This window comes from Bacillus sp. LL01 (genome assembly GCF_001037965.1).
This window is the reverse complement of the sequence record NZ_LFEL01000003.1, coordinates 16,318-32,799: the sequence shown is the minus strand read 5'-3', so window position 1 is coordinate 32,799 and position 16,482 is coordinate 16,318. Positions and strand designations below refer to the sequence as shown.

19 protein-coding genes and 1 pseudogene are annotated in these 16,482 nt (G+C 39.9%); 9 read left to right on the top strand and 11 right to left on the bottom strand.

Annotated features, from left to right (window positions below):
- Position 1: 1 nt before the first annotated feature.
- The 4 genes from AB685_RS09695 to AB685_RS31270 all read right to left on the bottom strand — a co-directional run bounded on the left by AB685_RS09695 (position 2) and on the right by AB685_RS31270 (position 2,399).
- Complete coding sequence (locus AB685_RS09695; RefSeq protein WP_047970416.1) at positions 2–454, bottom strand: YhcN/YlaJ family sporulation lipoprotein; 453 nt, start codon at positions 452–454, stop codon at positions 2–4.
- Positions 455–768: 314 nt separating this feature from the next.
- Entirely contained in the window at positions 769–1,122 is a 354-nt protein-coding gene (locus tag AB685_RS09690) for a DUF1360 domain-containing protein (protein WP_047970415.1), read from the bottom strand.
- A 61-nt stretch (positions 1,123–1,183) separates the two neighbouring features.
- Positions 1,184–1,327 carry a hypothetical protein gene (locus tag AB685_RS31275; protein ID WP_157860713.1) on the bottom strand — a complete coding sequence of 48 codons (144 nt, stop codon included), beginning with the start codon at positions 1,325–1,327 and terminating at the stop codon, positions 1,184–1,186.
- A 94-nt stretch (positions 1,328–1,421) separates the two neighbouring features.
- Positions 1,422–2,399 (bottom strand): hypothetical protein, encoded by a 978-nt coding sequence (locus tag AB685_RS31270; protein WP_047970414.1) that lies wholly within the window; start codon positions 2,397–2,399, stop codon positions 1,422–1,424.
- A gap of 178 nt (positions 2,400–2,577) precedes the next feature.
- On the opposite strand from AB685_RS31270, the gene AB685_RS09680 reads away from it, so the two are divergent.
- From AB685_RS09680 to AB685_RS32080, 6 genes and pseudogenes are all read left to right on the top strand, one after another.
- Positions 2,578–3,318: a hypothetical protein gene (locus tag AB685_RS09680; protein ID WP_047970413.1), complete on the top strand. Its 741-nt coding sequence runs from the start codon at positions 2,578–2,580 to the stop codon at positions 3,316–3,318.
- Positions 3,319–3,462: 144 nt separating this feature from the next.
- Positions 3,463–4,227, top strand: coding sequence for a hypothetical protein (locus tag AB685_RS09675; RefSeq protein WP_047970412.1), 765 nt, complete (start codon positions 3,463–3,465; stop codon positions 4,225–4,227).
- Positions 4,228–4,364: 137 nt separating this feature from the next.
- Positions 4,365–4,658, top strand: a complete 294-nt coding sequence (locus AB685_RS09670; protein ID WP_047970411.1) for a hypothetical protein — start codon at positions 4,365–4,367, stop codon at positions 4,656–4,658.
- Positions 4,659–4,790: 132 nt separating this feature from the next.
- Positions 4,791–5,021: a hypothetical protein gene (locus tag AB685_RS09665; protein ID WP_047970410.1), complete on the top strand. Its 231-nt coding sequence runs from the start codon at positions 4,791–4,793 to the stop codon at positions 5,019–5,021.
- 493 nt (positions 5,022–5,514) lie between these two features.
- Positions 5,515–6,084: pseudogene (locus AB685_RS09660) on the top strand (DUF4372 domain-containing protein); the annotation flags it as partial.
- Positions 6,058–6,432, top strand: coding sequence for a glycosyltransferase (locus AB685_RS32080; protein ID WP_347230868.1), 375 nt, complete (start codon positions 6,058–6,060; stop codon positions 6,430–6,432). The pseudogene AB685_RS09660 and the gene AB685_RS32080, both read left to right, overlap by 27 nt.
- A 73-nt stretch (positions 6,433–6,505) precedes the next feature.
- Here the strand turns inward: AB685_RS32080 and AB685_RS09655 are convergent, their stop codons facing one another.
- The 3 genes from AB685_RS09655 to AB685_RS09645 form a co-directional block, all read right to left on the bottom strand.
- The gene (locus AB685_RS09655) at positions 6,506–6,712 is read right to left on the bottom strand and encodes a hypothetical protein (protein ID WP_047970409.1); all 207 of its coding nucleotides are present in this window, start codon (positions 6,710–6,712) and stop codon (positions 6,506–6,508) included.
- Between the two features lie 120 nt (positions 6,713–6,832).
- The gene (locus tag AB685_RS09650) at positions 6,833–8,242 is read right to left on the bottom strand and encodes an N-acetylmuramoyl-L-alanine amidase (protein ID WP_047970408.1); all 1,410 of its coding nucleotides are present in this window, start codon (positions 8,240–8,242) and stop codon (positions 6,833–6,835) included.
- Between the two features lie 213 nt (positions 8,243–8,455).
- Positions 8,456–9,274, bottom strand: coding sequence for a UTP--glucose-1-phosphate uridylyltransferase (locus AB685_RS09645; RefSeq protein WP_047970926.1), 819 nt, complete (start codon positions 9,272–9,274; stop codon positions 8,456–8,458).
- A gap of 396 nt (positions 9,275–9,670) precedes the next feature.
- On the opposite strand from AB685_RS09645, the gene AB685_RS09640 reads away from it, so the two are divergent.
- The 3 genes from AB685_RS09640 to AB685_RS09630 are packed head-to-tail and all read left to right on the top strand — an operon-like array spanning position 9,671 to position 13,046.
- The gene (locus AB685_RS09640; RefSeq protein ID WP_047970407.1) at positions 9,671–10,960 is read left to right on the top strand and encodes a UDP-glucose/GDP-mannose dehydrogenase family protein; all 1,290 of its coding nucleotides are present in this window, start codon (positions 9,671–9,673) and stop codon (positions 10,958–10,960) included.
- Positions 10,957–11,913 (top strand): NAD-dependent epimerase/dehydratase family protein, encoded by a 957-nt coding sequence (locus tag AB685_RS09635; RefSeq protein WP_047970406.1) that lies wholly within the window; start codon positions 10,957–10,959, stop codon positions 11,911–11,913. Before AB685_RS09640 ends, AB685_RS09635 begins: the two co-directional genes overlap by 4 nt.
- Positions 11,910–13,046, top strand: coding sequence for a glycosyltransferase family 4 protein (locus AB685_RS09630; protein ID WP_047970405.1), 1,137 nt, complete (start codon positions 11,910–11,912; stop codon positions 13,044–13,046). Before AB685_RS09635 ends, AB685_RS09630 begins: the two co-directional genes overlap by 4 nt.
- Positions 13,047–13,110: 64 nt before the next feature.
- On the opposite strand, the gene AB685_RS31265 is transcribed toward AB685_RS09630, so the two are convergent.
- The 4 genes from AB685_RS31265 to AB685_RS09610 form a co-directional block, all read right to left on the bottom strand.
- Positions 13,111–13,539: a hypothetical protein gene (locus tag AB685_RS31265; RefSeq protein ID WP_047970925.1), complete on the bottom strand. Its 429-nt coding sequence runs from the start codon at positions 13,537–13,539 to the stop codon at positions 13,111–13,113.
- 79 nt (positions 13,540–13,618) lie between these two features.
- Positions 13,619–14,092: a hypothetical protein gene (locus tag AB685_RS29715; protein ID WP_053073777.1), complete on the bottom strand. Its 474-nt coding sequence runs from the start codon at positions 14,090–14,092 to the stop codon at positions 13,619–13,621.
- A gap of 1 nt (position 14,093) precedes the next feature.
- Entirely contained in the window at positions 14,094–15,137 is a 1,044-nt protein-coding gene (locus AB685_RS09615; protein ID WP_047970923.1) for a CotS family spore coat protein, read from the bottom strand.
- 34 nt (positions 15,138–15,171) lie between these two features.
- Positions 15,172–16,311, bottom strand: a complete 1,140-nt coding sequence (locus tag AB685_RS09610; protein WP_047970404.1) for a glycosyltransferase family 4 protein — start codon at positions 16,309–16,311, stop codon at positions 15,172–15,174.
- Positions 16,312–16,482: the final 171 nt, after the last annotated feature.

The window sequence follows — 16,482 nt, the reverse complement described above, 5'->3', positions numbered from 1 at the left end:
CCTATGCCTTTTCTTCCCTCAATGTTTTCATTTTCTCAATACGCTTATCTAGCTCTTTTTCCGATATGTCTTTTTGCTCTACATCCCGTCTCAGCCTTTCGATTTCAAGACGGATCTTCAGGTCATGGGAAACAACCACATTTTCATCCGGAAATTCCTCTTCCAGAGCCTTTTTCACTTTCTTTTCAATCTTTTCGGTAAAAAACTTCTGATACTGAGCCACATGGAAGGCGACGACAAGTTCATCTTCGGTATCATAGGCGATGGCACCTTTCACCTCTTTAAAGTCTGTTGCAATTTTTTCAGCACGTTCTTCCTTATCCGATTTTTCTTTCTGTTCATTGGAGGTCCTCATGACCGTATCTTCTACCCGTTCTTTGACTTCTCCGTTCCCACACGCCGCTACAACGGAAATAGAAATGAGCAATACTATGCAACAAGCGAATGCTTTCATTTTTTCACCTCATTTTCAAAAATGCTCTATCAATTAATATTCTTATCCTGTTAGGAAATTATGTATTTTTTCCTTGAGTCCACTACATTTAGTAAATTAGGACCATCTAAATGGATTGGAGCGGAGGGCACTCGACTCCGGAGGGAGGTTGAGGGAAACGGGAGACCCCGCAGGCTTGCCGAGGAAGCTACCGGCCCTCCCCGCGGAAAGCGAGTGCCCGCTGCGGAAAGGAACGGTCAAACTTCAACGCCAATAACAACATTCATTTAGATGACAGCCAAAAATAAAACAGCCCTCCACCAGGAGAGCCACATTCAATCGATTATTCTTGCCACAATACTTTCCAGAATTCCAGCCAAACCGGCTGCCGCGAAAATAATCAGTACCGGCTGCCCGACAATCGGGTAGAACGTCATCAAAAAAAACAATCCGGTTGTAACCCAGACACCCGTACACCAATAGCAGCTAAGTAACTCCCCGATCCAGCGCCTGAGTCCTTTACCTTTGATGACGATATATTCCTCTATTTCTCCTTTATCATTCTTCTCCTCAATTTCTTCCATAAAAGGCTTCCGTAAAAATCCTGCTATTTTATCCAGCACAATCAGTCGAGTCAAACGGAAACTGGCAAGTCCAAGCAGAAGAAACCAAAACCAGCTTTCAAGCAAGAAAAATTCCCCCTTTCATATTGATAATATGTATGAAAGGGGGAATTAGTCTTTTATGCGCTTAATCTTGTTGAATTACTTTTGTCTTTTTTCCACAGCCACAACCGGAGGATTTCTTTTTTGTTTTTGACTTCTTTTTAGAAGAAATGACATTCACTTGACCAGTTGTAGGTTTATTCTGACCTGAGTAATGATAATAGTTCATATGCAACCTCCAATTTGTTGGTAGTATAATATAGTACTATCTTATGCGATTTTTGACAAAAAGGTTTTCCGCATATATCACCACTCGTATAGGTTTATGTGTTTTTTTTCAAATTATTATAGAACCAAGACTGCATCCTCTTATCGGGCTCTGGTGATGCAACAGGCTTTTGGGGTATCAGATTGGAGACGACCGTCGACTCATGGATCAGTTGATTCCCCTGTTTCTCCAATTCACTTACACATTTATTGAGTTTCTTTATATCATCAACAAAAAGGGAATTCTCACCCTGCAGATTTTTCAGTTCCTCTTTCAGATCCGCGACCTCTTTCCGGTACGCTTTATTTTCCTTTTCCAGCTCCGTAACCTCTTTCTGGTACGCCTTATTTTCCTCTTCCCGTTGCGCAATTTCATTCCTATATGCCATATTCTCCTCTTCTAGTTTTTCATTAATGTCGGCCACTTGTTGATAGCCCATCTTCTCCTGGTTCGAACTTTCTATCTTCATGAGGAGACTTTTTACCGTTTCCTTAACCATTTCATACTCTTTTTCCAGATCCATGTTGATGGTGCTCTGTTTTGCAAGTTCTCTTTTCGCCTTGACCAGTTCTGCCGAAAGTGCTTCGTTCACTTCAATCGCTTTCAGGTGAGCCGTTCTTTCCTTTTCACATTGTTGCTTCAAGCCGCTTACCTCATTGCTAATCGTAACAAGTTTGTTTTGGTGTTCCTCCCTTTGTTTGGAGAGGTCTTTTTTTAGTTCAAATACCTCATCTTGAAGTGTGGCAGTCCTGCTCACATGCAGTTCCCTTTGCTTTGATATCTCTTTTTGGTAATCCACTATTTCCTGTTGGAGGTGATTGGCCTTTTCCTCTCCCTGACTTTTTAATTCAGCCAGTTCATTTGTGAGATCCTCTATTTTCCGTTCATATTCTGTTCTTTCCTTTTCTATATGTTTCAGATAAGTTTTGCTGTTCAGTTTCTCCACATCTGCAGTAAGGCGTCTCACTTCTGCCCCCAGGTGGATTATTTTCTGCTGCAAAATCACTTTATCGTCATTATTGAAGTTCTTCATGCTTATCCCTCCATAAAACTTTCCCTTTTTACAAGTAATTCTTTACAAGCGGGAAATATGACAATCTGATGCAAAAATTAAATTTGGGTTTTTGTCTCAGCACACTTACCCACCAAATTCATACTATACATTAGTCCCGTAACCCAAATGGGTATTAAATGAATAGGAGGAGTTTTTAGTGAGTCATAAAGAAACTGAAAGAGTCTGTATAAAGGCTCGAAAAGTTTACGACTGGGTAACTCGTCAAGTGCAGGTTTCCCCTAAAAGTATATGTAACTCAGATTTAAGAGGGGTTTTTGCTTGCGATTGGGAGCACGATGATGACGCAAACATTGCTGATATTCTATGTGAAAAAGATCCAAAAATCGGTCCTTTAGCAGTAGAATGTTACCTATCTGATGAGCACGGTCGTAAAATTGATATAATGGCAGCACACCACCACCGCCATCATAAAGGGTTTATCTGCAAGGAAATTGAGCAACCAGGTGGACGTCCGACTGTAGATGTAGAACTTCCAGATGGCACAGAGATTGAATTACAACGCGTTAAAGTTCTTATCAAAGGGTTTGTAACAGTGCAGCTTGTAGACGAAAAAGGCCGAGTAAGATGTTGCTCTGCTGCACTACCATTTGCAACCGTTCAAACTTTCTTACTTTGTGCTCCAGACGGCACAGAGCTAGATTGCCATGTAACATTCTTTGAGTGTGATTCCAACCTAATCGCAACAGACGACTTCCAACAACTAGATGTAACACTTGCACTTTGCTTAGACCTTCAAATGGAAGCAGACGTAAAACTAGAAGTGGAAGCAAGAATCTGCCGTCCACGTGAGGAAATTATCGAAGGCCTTCTGTGCCCACCAAAACAATTTCCAGACCAATGCCCAGAAATCTTCCCTGCACATAAACGCCCAAGATAAGTACCATATACAAAATAATCACTTTCTAGAACAGCCAAAAGGATCGGAGGGTTATCCGGTGCTTTTTGGCTGTTTTTATTGTGTTCATATTATAATTTGTCCGAAACATAGGATGGAATAAAAAGCAAAAAGGAGTGTTGTACCGTGGATCAGCAAGGAGAATTATTTCTAACTAAGCAGCAGGTCATCTACTACCGGGCAGAGGTAGCTAAGTATAAGGAAAAGATTCGAGAATTGGAAAGATTGGTGGACAAGGAGATTATAAGGAATAAATATCTGCAGGCAAAAATACGGGAATTGAATAGTGACAAGATTGCTAGATATGTAGAGGAAATACACCAGTTGCGGAAGAAAGTGCTGGAACTCGAGGTGGAGTTGGAGGAAGAAAGGAATATCCAGGAATCCTTGGTCCATATATCTGAGATTGCTGTAGAGCAAAAAAAAGAAGAGAAAATAGATTTCTATAGCTATTTTAACTATTCGATTATCCTGCCAACTGAAGGGGAAGATACGGTTAGTATTTATGGAGATTTCACAATTATGAATTCCGAGGAAGTCCCATTGGAGAATTTTGTTGTTTGTTTTAAAGTAAAGCCTGTGGGCGGCGTGATAACATTATCTGGAAAGGTATCCGATCCAATGTTGCTGCAAGGTCCTGGAAAAAATCGTGAGGATATTGAATGGATCTATGCTGTTAATGATTGGCGTAAAAGAATCATCAAAGAAGGAAAGTACTGGGTACAACCGGTCCATTCACCTAAAGAAAACCGGTTAACATTCAAAACTTTTGAAATTTCAATCAATAAACAATCTTACTCAGGCAATGTCAGCATGGAAGCTTTTACATATTTCGAAACTAATCCAACTCCGCTTACTTCCCTCAATAAAATAAAACTTCAAATCCCATAGGCCAAATTACTAGATTTATAGAAAAAAAGGCACTTGTACTAAGGTAAACGCCCTCTCATAATAGACTAACTAGAATACATTAATGTAGGAAGTAAAAATTCCTAAAGAACTTAAAATCCAGAGGGAGGCAAAAAATAATGAGTTTTTATTATGAGCAAAAAGGTTGTTGTGGTAAGAAAGAAGAGCACAAGAAAGAAGAGCACAAGAAGGAAGAGAAACACGAATTGGACTGTTTCTGCGGTAAAGGAATCAGACAGTTTCTTGGTCAACAGGTAACTGTTTTTGTTGAAGGTGATGCATTGGGACCAGGTTTACTGACTTGCTTTGATGAAAAAACTGGATTGGTTACACTAGTATTAGATGCAACCACAGTTTACTACATCTGCTGCAGAAAGATTGATTATATTCAACCAGTTATAGCCGGGGCCTAATATAAGCACAAAATATTCCCTACCCATGTTAATCACCTTTAACATGGGTTCTTATTTAATTCCGCTTAAATTATTCATTTCACAATCCTATATCCCGCTAATAGCCTACTAGATTTAAAGGAGGTGAATTATATGAGTCATTATGTTGATCCTGCCTGTTTTTGCGGTAAGGGATTAAGACCTTTTTTGGGACGAACTGTTATCGTAACAGTCAATGGAACTGCATTACCCGCCGGATTGTTAGCTTGTTTTGATGAAAGGACTGGTATTGTAACCCTTGTAATTTCCCTAACGGATGTGAGATATATTTGTTGTGGAAATATTCGCTCCATCCAACCCGCTACACCTGCAAATGGTGGATAACCATTCTATACTTGGATAACAAACCTATAGTCAGAATGCCTCGTCCTTCTTTTCATAGTTCGAGGCATTTTTTAAAAAAATAGCTGTGCAACTACGCACAGCTACCTATTTATAAATCATATTAAAAGTAACACTGCCAAGTTTTTTTCTTTGAAACCTTATTCTTCTTTTCTTTTCTTTTTTCTAGCAAGCTTTCTGAAACAAGTTTCTTCTGCCCCATAACCCGCAACACTTTCATCATTCATGCAACTCCCTTCTTCTAGTCTACTATCACACTATTCAATGGTATGAAAATGGTTTGTACTCTTGTTTAGTTTTTTTGTTTTTACGAAAATAAATTCATATATTCATAACACTAGTGTTGCACTAATTAAATTCAACTATTAAAAATACTCAAAATGTTCACTTTTTTAAATTTATGCAAACAAAAAGTCCTTTATAATGGATAAGTCAGGTGGTAACCCGTCCAAATCCACTAAAAAAGGACCAACTCATGGACAAGATTACACGAAAAACTTCATTTGGGCAATGGTTTTCATCAATAAATCTTACATTAATGGAAGATCAGGTGAAAACATTAAAATTAGATCACTATACAAAAAATCTGACGACAGAGAAATTCTTAAAATTACTTCTTTATGCACAACTGCAAGAAGTGGATAGCCTTAATGCATTGAGCGATGCCTTGTTCGATGATCAACTCCAAAAAGCAATTGATCTCGATACGATAAGCATTTCTCAATTGTCTCGACGATTAAATAGCCTAAATCCAGATATGTTTCAAAGGCTGTTTCTTGACCTGGTGGCTAAAATCCATGCAAAAACCCATTACACTAAACTTGTTATGCCACTCAAGATTGTGGACTCCAGTACACTGCCGCTTAACTTGACCCACCATAGGTGGGCAAAATTCCGAAAAACAAAGGCAGGTGTCAAACTTCATTTGCGCCTAGTTTTTATGGAGAAGGGTATATCCTATCCGGAAAAAGCAGTGATCACAACAGCAAAAGAACATGATCGTGGTCAGCTTGAAGTGATGGTGGATGACAAAGAGTGCATGTTCTCCACCCCTATCATCGTCAATTTCCCGACAACCGGGGCCGGCTACACAAATGTCAAGGTTGGTATCTTCGAGGCGGCCGCGACCGGTCGATTGATCATGACAGAATACTTCGCGGAAATGGAGAACTTTTTCGAGTATGACAAAGAGATTGTCGGCTACAAGGATAAGGGTGATCTGATGAAGAAGTTGGATTACTACATTGAAAATCCGGATGAAGCAAAGAGAATAGCGCTGGCAGGTCAAAAGAAGTGCTTAGAAAACCATACCTGGAAAATGAGATTACACTTTTTGTTCCAGTCCATTAAGGTAAAAATACCCAAGTTAAACTGGAAAGATATAAAAAATTAATCCTTTCACTTAATAATGATTAAAAGCAGCCCAGATTACTTGGCTGCTTTTGATTTTCCACATTCCTCATCCGTTATTCCTCTTCCTCTTCCTCAACATCCAGTAAGCTGTCAGATTCACCATCCTGGTATTCGACTGCAATGGTGACCTCTTTCGCTTCTCCATGTTTCACAGCTTTCAGCACAGCGTTCAACGCCTCTTCGGCACTCAGTTCGGGTGAAAGGGTAAACCCACTCTTGAATGTCACCATCAGATTTGCATGTGATACTTCTATGGACACACTGCTCACTCCTGTCGTAAGGATTTAACCTTTAATTAAAGTTTATGCTGAAGGTGAGGACTTTCATGAGTCATTTTGAAAGAAGGAGCATTGCCCTAGTTAAAGGGACTCGCCTACTCATCAGTTATTATTTCTTACTTCAACCAATACATCTCTCATCTTTTCCAGCTCTTCCTGCTTGACGGTAATCGTGTCTTCGAGCATTTTTTCATAAATTTTTAAAATGAGCTGGCCATATTGGGTGCCAGGCACAGCCCAACGCCCATTGAGGTCAATCCATCCAGGTGCTATTCCTCTTGTGACCAGGTTAAAGCGTGGATCGACTTTAGGGTAGGTTGATGGCAGCGGGTCACGGTTTGCATAGGCAAACAGATGTTGGATATGGGCAAGTACTCCTTCTTCCGGCGTTGAGAATGTGGCACCACGTACTTCCCCACCTGTAGCACCGATACCTGCGTAGTTGTTCTGTTGCGGTTTGACGATACCGGTAAATCGGAAATAGTTCGTTTCATGAATGGCTTGGGCAAAAGCAATGTCACCCCTAATCTTGTATGCTTCCCCTAGTTCGATATAGTACTCGCCAAGCAATGGAGCATTGGGGTTGATCGTTTTGGCGAATGCATCCAGCTCATACGCCTTCATGACAGTTTTTCCTTCAATGGATAGACCTGTCGGTTCCGGAGCGGACGGTGGTGCTGGCGGCGTTGGGTTAGGTAGAGGAGTTGGAGTGGCGGGCATGGTTGATTCAACTAGGATGAAAGCTTCTGCACCAAGTTTGTTAATCTGTTCTACCAACTTCTCGGCATTATTCCTATCTTTAAATGCACCCGCTTGCACTCGGAAATATGGTGCACCGTTTAGTGTGGTCGTCGCAATGAATGCGGTGATCCCTTTTTCCTGAAGGAATTTCAATCTAGTTTCTGCATTTTTTCTGTCCTTAAAAGAACCTGCAATCACTTTATACAAATTGGTGGTCACCTTCCTTGGCAGGGCCAAAGCTTTTGCAAGTCCTTCACCGATAGCAGCTGACACATCCTCTTTGAAGCTTTCATGCTGGATGAGCGCACGGTCCTCGGTCGTATCAAGAAACAGAATCTCCAATAGTACGGAAGGCATCGATGTCTCTCTCAACACATGGAAGTTTGCCGCTTTGATTCCTCTATCTCTTCGATTGTATTTACCTGTGACCACATTAATGACTTCTCTATGAATAATTTCTTGGTGCGTTTTCGTTTCACTAGAGACGGAACCATTAAATCGAAAGCTCTCAAAACCGCTTCCACCACCTGCATTATGGTGGATCGAACAGAAGTAATCCGCCTTTACTGAGTTTGCTAGATTTGACCTAGCTTCCAAACTGACCGTGGAATCCCCCTCTCTTGTCATCATCACTTTCCCTTCATATTCCTTTTCCAAATATGTTCTCACGCGTTTTGCAATGTCCAAGTTCACATCTTTTTCCGGGAGCCTCTGATACACAGCCCCCGGGTCTTGACCACCATGGCCAGGGTCCAATACTATCAATTTCATCTGGTGATTCCCTCCTTTTGCTATAGAATATGCTAGATTAAGAAGGGTGGTTTGGGTGAATGACAGTATGGCGGAATATTTTTAATAGAATAGTTAAAGAGAATTAAAAGCAAACACAAATCTATTAATTTCATCTATGTAAAATTAGCTACACTCGGATACAGCCATTTCTATCATAAATGAGGAAAAATGTCAGAAATTGTCCTGACACCTTTATTTCCTCCTTTTATTAGTTCGTTCGATTTCATTAATCAATTTTATATACTCTTCATTAATCCCAATATCAAATCGTTCACTGTTAACAACTTTTCCATAGCATTCTTCTTGAGATAACAGATCTTTAATTGCATCAGTAAGCTGCAGCTCCCCTCCTGCTGGTGCTTGTTTATAATTCAATATGGTTAGAATCTCAGGGGTGAAAATATATCTGCCGATTACAGCAAAATTGGATGGAGCATTTTCACTAGGCTTTTCTACTATATTATTTAATTTAAACACCCCATTACTTTTTGGCTCACCACTTATAACACCGTAATGCTTCAATTTCGACTCTTCCACTTCTTTTATTCCGATGACTGTTTTTCCGAATTTATTGTATTGGTTTATAAGCTGTTTTAAAGCAGGCTCCTTTTCTGAAATCATAATATCATCCGGCAAAAGCACAGCAAATGGCTCATCCCCAATAAATGATTTCCCGATTCTTATTGCATCTCCCAGACCTTTTGCATATGGTTGGCGGATATAATGAATCGGGACTGAGGGTACCGGTACAATTTCAATCAGATGATGTTTATTTTCCCTTTCCAGAAAGGCCTCAAGCTCTAAGGATTCATCAAAGTAATCAACAATCATGTTTTTCTTTTTTGATACAATCATCAATATTTGTTCGATACCGGATTCGATAGCTTCCTCCACCACATAATGAATAGCAGGCTTTAAATCTATCGGAAACATCTCTTTTGGTAGTACCTTAGTGATGGGTAACCCCCGAGTTCCGTAGCCTGCTGCTGGTATTATCGCTTTTTTCACCACACTAAACCCCTCTATTCCTGTCTTTTTCATATCGTATTCATTATTAATAGACCAGAAAGTTGTCTTATGGAAAAAGGGCATTATACTCAGTTTCCTTAATTCTTTTTGGGCGGTGTATTCGTCACAATCCGTCTTTGTCCAGTAATAGTATATTAAAGGCTGTTATCGTAAACTTTGTTGCTTTTACGTATTTATAAACCAACCGTTATATTCCTTTCTGTCGTGCTCTTTTCATGGCTGTACAGGATAACTTGCATGCCAATTTTATAGTAGATAAGCAGTAAAAAGTCCAAATGCCGACTTTTTACAAGCGAATAGCAACAATCTTTGAGAAAAGAGCCATATTAAATGAAATTGCCTGGTTTATATTGGTTAAACCAAAAAGGAGTGTAAGCCTTGAACATCTGCATCATAGGGGCCGGTTATGTAGGGCTCACCACCTCTGCCGTACTGGCGGAATTCGGACATCTTGTTCATTGCGTGGATATCAATTCAGATAAAATACAGAAGCTTCAAAAAGGGTATGTTCCTATTTACGAACCGCAATTAAAAGAATTAATCTGTAAAAATAACGACAAAATAACTTTCTCAACAAATCTACCCGATTCTATTCAGAGTTGTACCGTCATCTTTGTGACAGTCGGAACTCCTGGCTTAACAGACGGAAGCACTGATTTAAGCTTTCTTTATTCTGTTTTCACAACCATTGCACAACATATTCAAAGTTATAAAACCATCATTATCAAAAGTACAGTGCCACCGGGAACAAACCAAAAAATGCACCAGTATCTGCTGGCAAAAGGAGTATCCCCTTCCATGTTTAATATCGTGTCCAACCCTGAATTTCTGCGGGAGGGTTCTGCCATACATGATATGTTCCATCCAGATAGAACGATTATAGGGATAGCAGAATTTGATAAACGATCTGAAGTGATTATAAGGGAAATTTATCAACCTTTAAGCGCCCCATTTATCGTCACAAGCTGGAATGGAGCAGAAATGATCAAGTATGCATCAAACGCCTTTCTTGCCACTAAAATATCATTCATAAATGAGATTGCTCGAATTTGCGACTTTTATGGGGCAGATGTCTTGGATGTTGCAAAAGGCTTGGGAGCAGATCCAAGGATAGGCCCGCTTTTTCTTCAAGCTGGAATAGGCTACGGTGGGTCTTGTTTTCCAAAGGATTTACAAGCATTGCAGAGTATTGCTGCTACCAAATTAGTCAGCACCCCCATTTTGGATGCGGTGCATGAAGTAAATTCCTCACAACTGGAATGGTATATAAAAAAATTGCAGGAAGAGCTTCCTTCTATCCGGGATAAAAAAGTGACCGTCCTTGGAATAGCGTTTAAACCGAATACAGATGATATAAGGCATTCCCCTGCGATAGCACTTATTCAACAGCTGCATTCCCTGGGAGCCGATGTCCATACGTATGATCCGAAAGCGTTTTTACCGGCTGATTTACGTCATATAGCCACTCAGCATAAATCACTGAAATCATCCTATATTGATTCAGAAGCGGTCATCATCGCCACAGATTGGCTGGAGATATGTCAACTAGACTGGAAGCATGTTAAAGCACATCTTAAGGGTAATTTAATCCTCGACGGCAGAAACTGTATAAATAGGGAAGAAGTATTGGGATTTGGACTGAACTTCAAAGGGGTTGGACGTGGATGAGAGTTTTAGTTACGGGAGCTGCCGGTTTTATCGGCTCGCATCTATGTGAAAAATTACTAATGGAGCCAACCTGCGAAGTGATCGGAGTGGATACCTTTATCGGCCCTACATCACCATCCTTCAAAAAGAAGAACATTCAAGCATTAAGGAAGCACACTCTCTTCACCTTTCAAGATTTGAATCTATTACACTGTGACCTTCACCAACTATTAAAAGGGGTGGATGTCATCTATCATCTGGCCGCAATACCTGGAGTGAGAACGAGCTGGGGAGAAGAATTTACCCCTTACGTGAACCATAACATCCTCATGACACAACGCCTTTTGGAAGCCGCGAAAGATTACAACATTAAGCGATTCATCTATATATCTACTTCCTCGGTATATGGAGAAAAAGCTGGAAAGGTATCAGAAGGAGCATTTACAGAACCGTTGTCCCCCTATGGCATAACAAAGCTTTCCGGGGAGCACTTATGCAGAGTTTATGAAAAAAGCTTTGGACTTCCTCTTGTCATATTGCGCTACTTTACCGTTTATGGACCTAGACAACGACCTGACATGGCCTTCCATCGCTTCATCAAACAACTGCTGATAAACCAGCCTATCACTGTTTTTGGAGATGGGCTGCAGTCGAGGGACTTTACCTATATCGATGATTGTGTGACAGCAACGAAAGCGGCATTAACTTCGGACGACGCAATAGGTGAAACTATTAATATTGGTGGCAAAGAAAGAGCATCTGTACTGGAAATCATCGCATTATTGGAACAGATTACAGGGAAAAAAGCTTTGCTATCTTTTTCTGATACGGTAAAAGGTGAGCCAAAGCACACATGGGCGGATATTGGTAAAGCGGAGAGGTTGCTAAATTATTCACCTCTAATTCCCTTAACAGATGGGCTGGAAAGGGAATACCATTATTTGAAGAACTTATATGGAGAAATGTTGACATGAAATTAGCGATTATTTGTACAGAGAAGCTTCCGGCCCCCTCGATAAAAGGTGGCGCCATCCAAATGATGATCGACGGGGTGACCCCTTATCTATCAAAGGTATATGAGTTAACCATTTTTTCTGTGTCAGATCCAGACCTTCCAGATCGTGAAGAAGAAAATGGTGTCCAGTATATTCGCTTCCCTCGTGAAGAGTATCGCCTACATGTTGCCAACGAACTGATGTATCATCAATTTGATGTGATCCATGTCTGTAACAGGCCGAAAAATGTCCTATTATATAAACACTCTTCTCCAGATAGTAAAATCGTCTTAAGCCTTCACAATGATATGTTTTCGATAAGAAAACTTTCTGAAGCTGAGGGAGAAGAAGTGGTGGAGATTGTTAGTGCCATTACGACAGTCAGTAACTATATTAAAGAAACGGTTATCAAACGGTTCCCGAAAGCAGAAGACAAAATAAGGGTCGTGTATTCCGGGGTGGATTTGTCCTCCTATCCATTAAGAAAAAGTAAAGAATGGCAGCAGATAAGAAGTAATTTTCGCAAGAGGTACAATCTGGAAGATAAAAAAGTCATTCTTTTTGTTGGGCGTTTAAGTAAAACGAAAGGTCCACACTTACTTATCCAAGCAATGCAAGCATTAGAAAAAAAACACGATAATCTTGTATTGCTGATAGTTGGCGGGAAATGGTTCAGTGACGATGGTATGAATAGCTATGTCCGTGCCCTATACAAATTAGCTCAGCGGTTAAAAGAGAAGGTGATATTCACCAAGTACATTCCTGCAGAATTAATCCATGAAGCTTTTGTCTCCGGAGATGTGTTTGTATGCAGCTCCCAATGGAATGAACCATTAGCAAGAGTGCACTATGAGGCTATGGCAGCCGGAATTCCATTGATTACTACCAACAGGGGCGGAAATGCAGAAGTAATCCTTGATAACTTCAATGGTTTGATTATAGACGATTATAGTAACCCTTCCGCTTTTGCAAAATCTATACACTATGTACTCAAAGAGCCGGAAATTTGTGGATGGATGTGCCATAATGGAAGAAAATTCATTGAGGTTAATTTCACCTTCAAACACGTTGCCGACCGCCTTATTACTGTATATGAGAAGGTAATACTCTAATTTGTAACAAAGAGAAAAGTGCCAGATTCCCTTTAAAGGATTCTGGCACTTATTTTGTATTACTCTATTCCTCTTCTTCTTCGTCTTCGTCGTCTTCATCGTCTTCGTCATCTTCATCTTCATCGTCATCGTCTTCATCGTCGTCATCGTCATCGTCTTCATCGTCATCATCGTCGTCATCATCGTCATCGTCGTCTTCATCGTCATCGTCATCATCGTCTTGGTCATCATCGTCATCGTCGTCTTCGTCGTCAGCTTCTGCTACCTCTTCATCCTCCTCATCGTCATCATCATCATCACCATCGTCGTCATTATGATAATCCCTTTTGAAACCATCACTATACTCTGCGGCAATTTTCACTTCAGCTACTTCCCCATCCTTAATTGCGTTCAAAAGAGCACTTAAAGCTTCTTCTGCACTAAGATCTGGAGATAAACTAAAATCTTTGTCAAAATCAAGTTTCAGTTTTGCTTTCCGTAATTCATTTGACATTCTTCTCACTCCTACTCACATAAATAATTGATATATTACCAATTTATGCAATTACCTACACCTTTAATGAACCCATTTTTTAAATTCCGCGCTTTTTTTGACTAGAGGTTGACTTAAAGGCAATCCAAGGTAGCTTTAAGTCTGTTTCCTCCACGATTATAGTTATTTTTATTTTGGAAAACGGGATTTTTTCCTCTTCTTCCATGATTTCTTCATTTTCTTCTACTTCATCATTGTTTGTAGAAAAATCAGATTCGACTGATTCTTCATTTATAATAATATCCTGTTCAACAACTTCTTTATTTTCTGAAAGAGGTTCCTTCTTTATCGCCCCCTGTACCTGATTCTTCAATTCACCACTCATCGACAGCTCTACTAATTCGTTCTTTAGCAGGGAGTGCAACTTGGAATGAACAGTTGTCTCGTTTAATACGAGTTGGTCAGGATTTTGTAGCATTTTTTCATACTCCGCCATATTCCATCCCATTGGACCTGGAGGTGAGAAGGTGAATTTTTCCAACTCCAACTTTGGAATTTTAGGACTTTCCGCCATTTTAGTTTCCCTCCTTGTTTGAAGAAGTGATTTCTTTAAAAATGGAAGGATACTGCTTTAGGAAGATACCCTTAGACTCTTCAAGCGCAATAATATTCTGCAATGCCCATATATATTTTTCATCTGACCATGACCTTTTTTGAGCTAAGAAATATTTATGGGCAATCGCACAAAAAAGATGAGGAAATTGTAAATCGATTGAAAGGATTCGGTAGTACTCCTCAGCCAATGGATTGGCTGTTTGGTAGGCCCGTAATAAGTCAAATACAAGGTTCTCATCCCAAACAGAAAACTTCTTCATCATTTTGTTTAAAATAATTCGTATATCACGGGTTGGTAGATCATAGGTTACCGAGTGTAACTCTTTCATAAACAGGGCGTCTTCCACTTCTGTAAATCTTGCTAAAGTGAAATCTTGCTGGCAGAAGCCTTTTAAACTACTGACTTCTCTAGAAATCTCCGTATAGATTGGTTCTTCTAGAGAAGCCAATGCCAATTGTGCCCGAGAAATCATTTCATCTACATGCTCTAAAAATAATAGGGAGAAAGCATCATCAGGATACGATTGGGCAATCGTTTTGTTTCCTTCCAGCTCTTGAAGTTTCCAACGAAATAATTTATGCCACTTACCTAGCCTGCCTCGAGTTTTACTCTCTTCCGCCGTTACATACCCTTTTGAAGATTGATAGAAATTACCAGCAAATTCCATAGCCTTTAGCATTTGCTCCTTGTTGTAATAGATCACTTCGTTGCCTTCTACTTTATCGAACAGAACATAACTAACCGATCCCGCACCAATGCAGATACCACCATTTTTCGTTTCATGAATCGGTGTTATCGCAAGTCCTTTTTGGTGTAGATGCTGATGAGCCCCCGCGATAAACAGCATTCTTTCCGGCTTCATGCTTGCTTGCTTTAGAATCTTTATCCCTTCTGGTGTATCAACTTCCCAAGTAGTTCTCCCGCTTCTACTGGATATTAGCCGAACATCGGAAATATCAAACGGATAAAAATCCAATACTAGTTGCAAGTGATCTTTTTCCATCTCTTGATTTTCTTCCAAAAGTCATCACCTCTCTTTAATTACCAGTGGCTTCTTTATACACCGCCATCAGATTATTCTCTACATTCCTCCAGCTGAAGTCCCTTTCTACTTTTTCACGCCCATATCTTCCTAGTCTTTCTCTCTTATTGGAATCATGTAATAAGGAGTTAATTAGAGTCGCATAACTTTCAGGATCTTCGAATTGATCAACAACATATCCGTTTTTCCCTTCATTGATGACCTCGGGATTCCCACCACGCTTACTCGTTATAATTGGCAATCCGGCAGCCATGGCTTCATAATGGACCCTTGCTAGTGGTTCCTGCCATTGGGAGGAACAGACAAATACATCCGACATGGCAAATAATTTCGGAATATCCACTGGTTTAACAAATTTAATGAACAATACATTTTCTTGATACATGGCACCAAGTGTATAAAGATGCTTCACGTAATTGTTTACCTGGTCATCACCAAACCACTTGGATCCTATGAATACCATCGTGACATTTGGGTGCTCTTTTTTTATAGACGGAAGTGCTTGTAACAGAATATGAGGTCCTTTTACCTTACTGAGCCTTCCTACAAAAAGAATGACCTTTCTATTCGAAAGTCCCAGCTCGCTTCTTATACTGCTTCTTCCCTGGCCTCCCTTTGAAGTCCACGGTGGCTGGAATGTATCTAAATCTACTCCAGAATATACGGTTTTTACTTTTGATTTTGCAAATGGAAATCGGTCTGTAATGGTTCTTCCAATAAAATCACTGACTGTAACTACCTTTGACACAAAGTTTAAGCACTCTTTTCCTTCTTGATCACTTAATTTCTCATAAGTAAACATTTCGTTATGGACACTTAATACTATTTTGGATGCAGGTGTTGCTTCCTTTACCGATTTCACCCATAACGGGCGATTACATAAATGGATGACATCATAGGTTTCTTGTTGAAGATGAGTAATGATTGAAGTCAGATAATTTTTTTCGTCAAAACGAATGTAGCGTACATTTCCTCTTTTTTCCTGCTTCTCCAGTTCCTCATGCTGAATAGAAAAAATGGTAACATCATGTTTTTTCCCAATAATGGCAGCAACAGAGTCAATATATATTTGAATTGCACCACCACGAATTGCCGGTACCGGAAGTTTTTCAGTAGCAATATAGGCTATTTTCATTTGTGACCTCCTTTTACCTAAAAACGGTAGTTTATAAGTATGGTATGGATGAGCAGGTTTAAAAGTACCTTTTCCTCTTATTCTTTTAGGAAAAAGGGCCCTTACCTTATTTAGTACGCATACGGTGAAAAAAACACACCCTTCAATAACATTTCTTCCGTTACGACCATA

Coding starts and splice junctions, on each gene's coding strand:
- AB685_RS09635 (WP_047970406.1), top strand. CDS start 10,957: ATGAGAGTTTTAGTTACGGGAGCTGCCGGTTTTATCGGCTCGCATCTA.
- AB685_RS31275 (WP_157860713.1), bottom strand. CDS start 1,327: ATGAACTATTATCATTACTCAGGTCAGAATAAACCTACAACTGGTCAA.
- AB685_RS09610 (WP_047970404.1), bottom strand. CDS start 16,311: ATGAAAATAGCCTATATTGCTACTGAAAAACTTCCGGTACCGGCAATT.
- AB685_RS09695 (WP_047970416.1), bottom strand. CDS start 454: ATGAAAGCATTCGCTTGTTGCATAGTATTGCTCATTTCTATTTCCGTT.
- AB685_RS31265 (WP_047970925.1), bottom strand. CDS start 13,539: ATGTCAAATGAATTACGGAAAGCAAAACTGAAACTTGATTTTGACAAA.
- AB685_RS09615 (WP_047970923.1), bottom strand. CDS start 15,137: ATGGAAAAAGATCACTTGCAACTAGTATTGGATTTTTATCCGTTTGAT.
- AB685_RS32080 (WP_347230868.1), top strand. CDS start 6,058: ATGGTGGATGACAAAGAGTGCATGTTCTCCACCCCTATCATCGTCAAT.
- AB685_RS31270 (WP_047970414.1), bottom strand. CDS start 2,399: ATGAAGAACTTCAATAATGACGATAAAGTGATTTTGCAGCAGAAAATA.
- AB685_RS09630 (WP_047970405.1), top strand. CDS start 11,910: ATGAAATTAGCGATTATTTGTACAGAGAAGCTTCCGGCCCCCTCGATA.
- AB685_RS09670 (WP_047970411.1), top strand. CDS start 4,365: ATGAGTTTTTATTATGAGCAAAAAGGTTGTTGTGGTAAGAAAGAAGAG.
- AB685_RS09650 (WP_047970408.1), bottom strand. CDS start 8,242: ATGAAATTGATAGTATTGGACCCTGGCCATGGTGGTCAAGACCCGGGG.
- AB685_RS29715 (WP_053073777.1), bottom strand. CDS start 14,092: ATGGCGGAAAGTCCTAAAATTCCAAAGTTGGAGTTGGAAAAATTCACC.
- AB685_RS09665 (WP_047970410.1), top strand. CDS start 4,791: ATGAGTCATTATGTTGATCCTGCCTGTTTTTGCGGTAAGGGATTAAGA.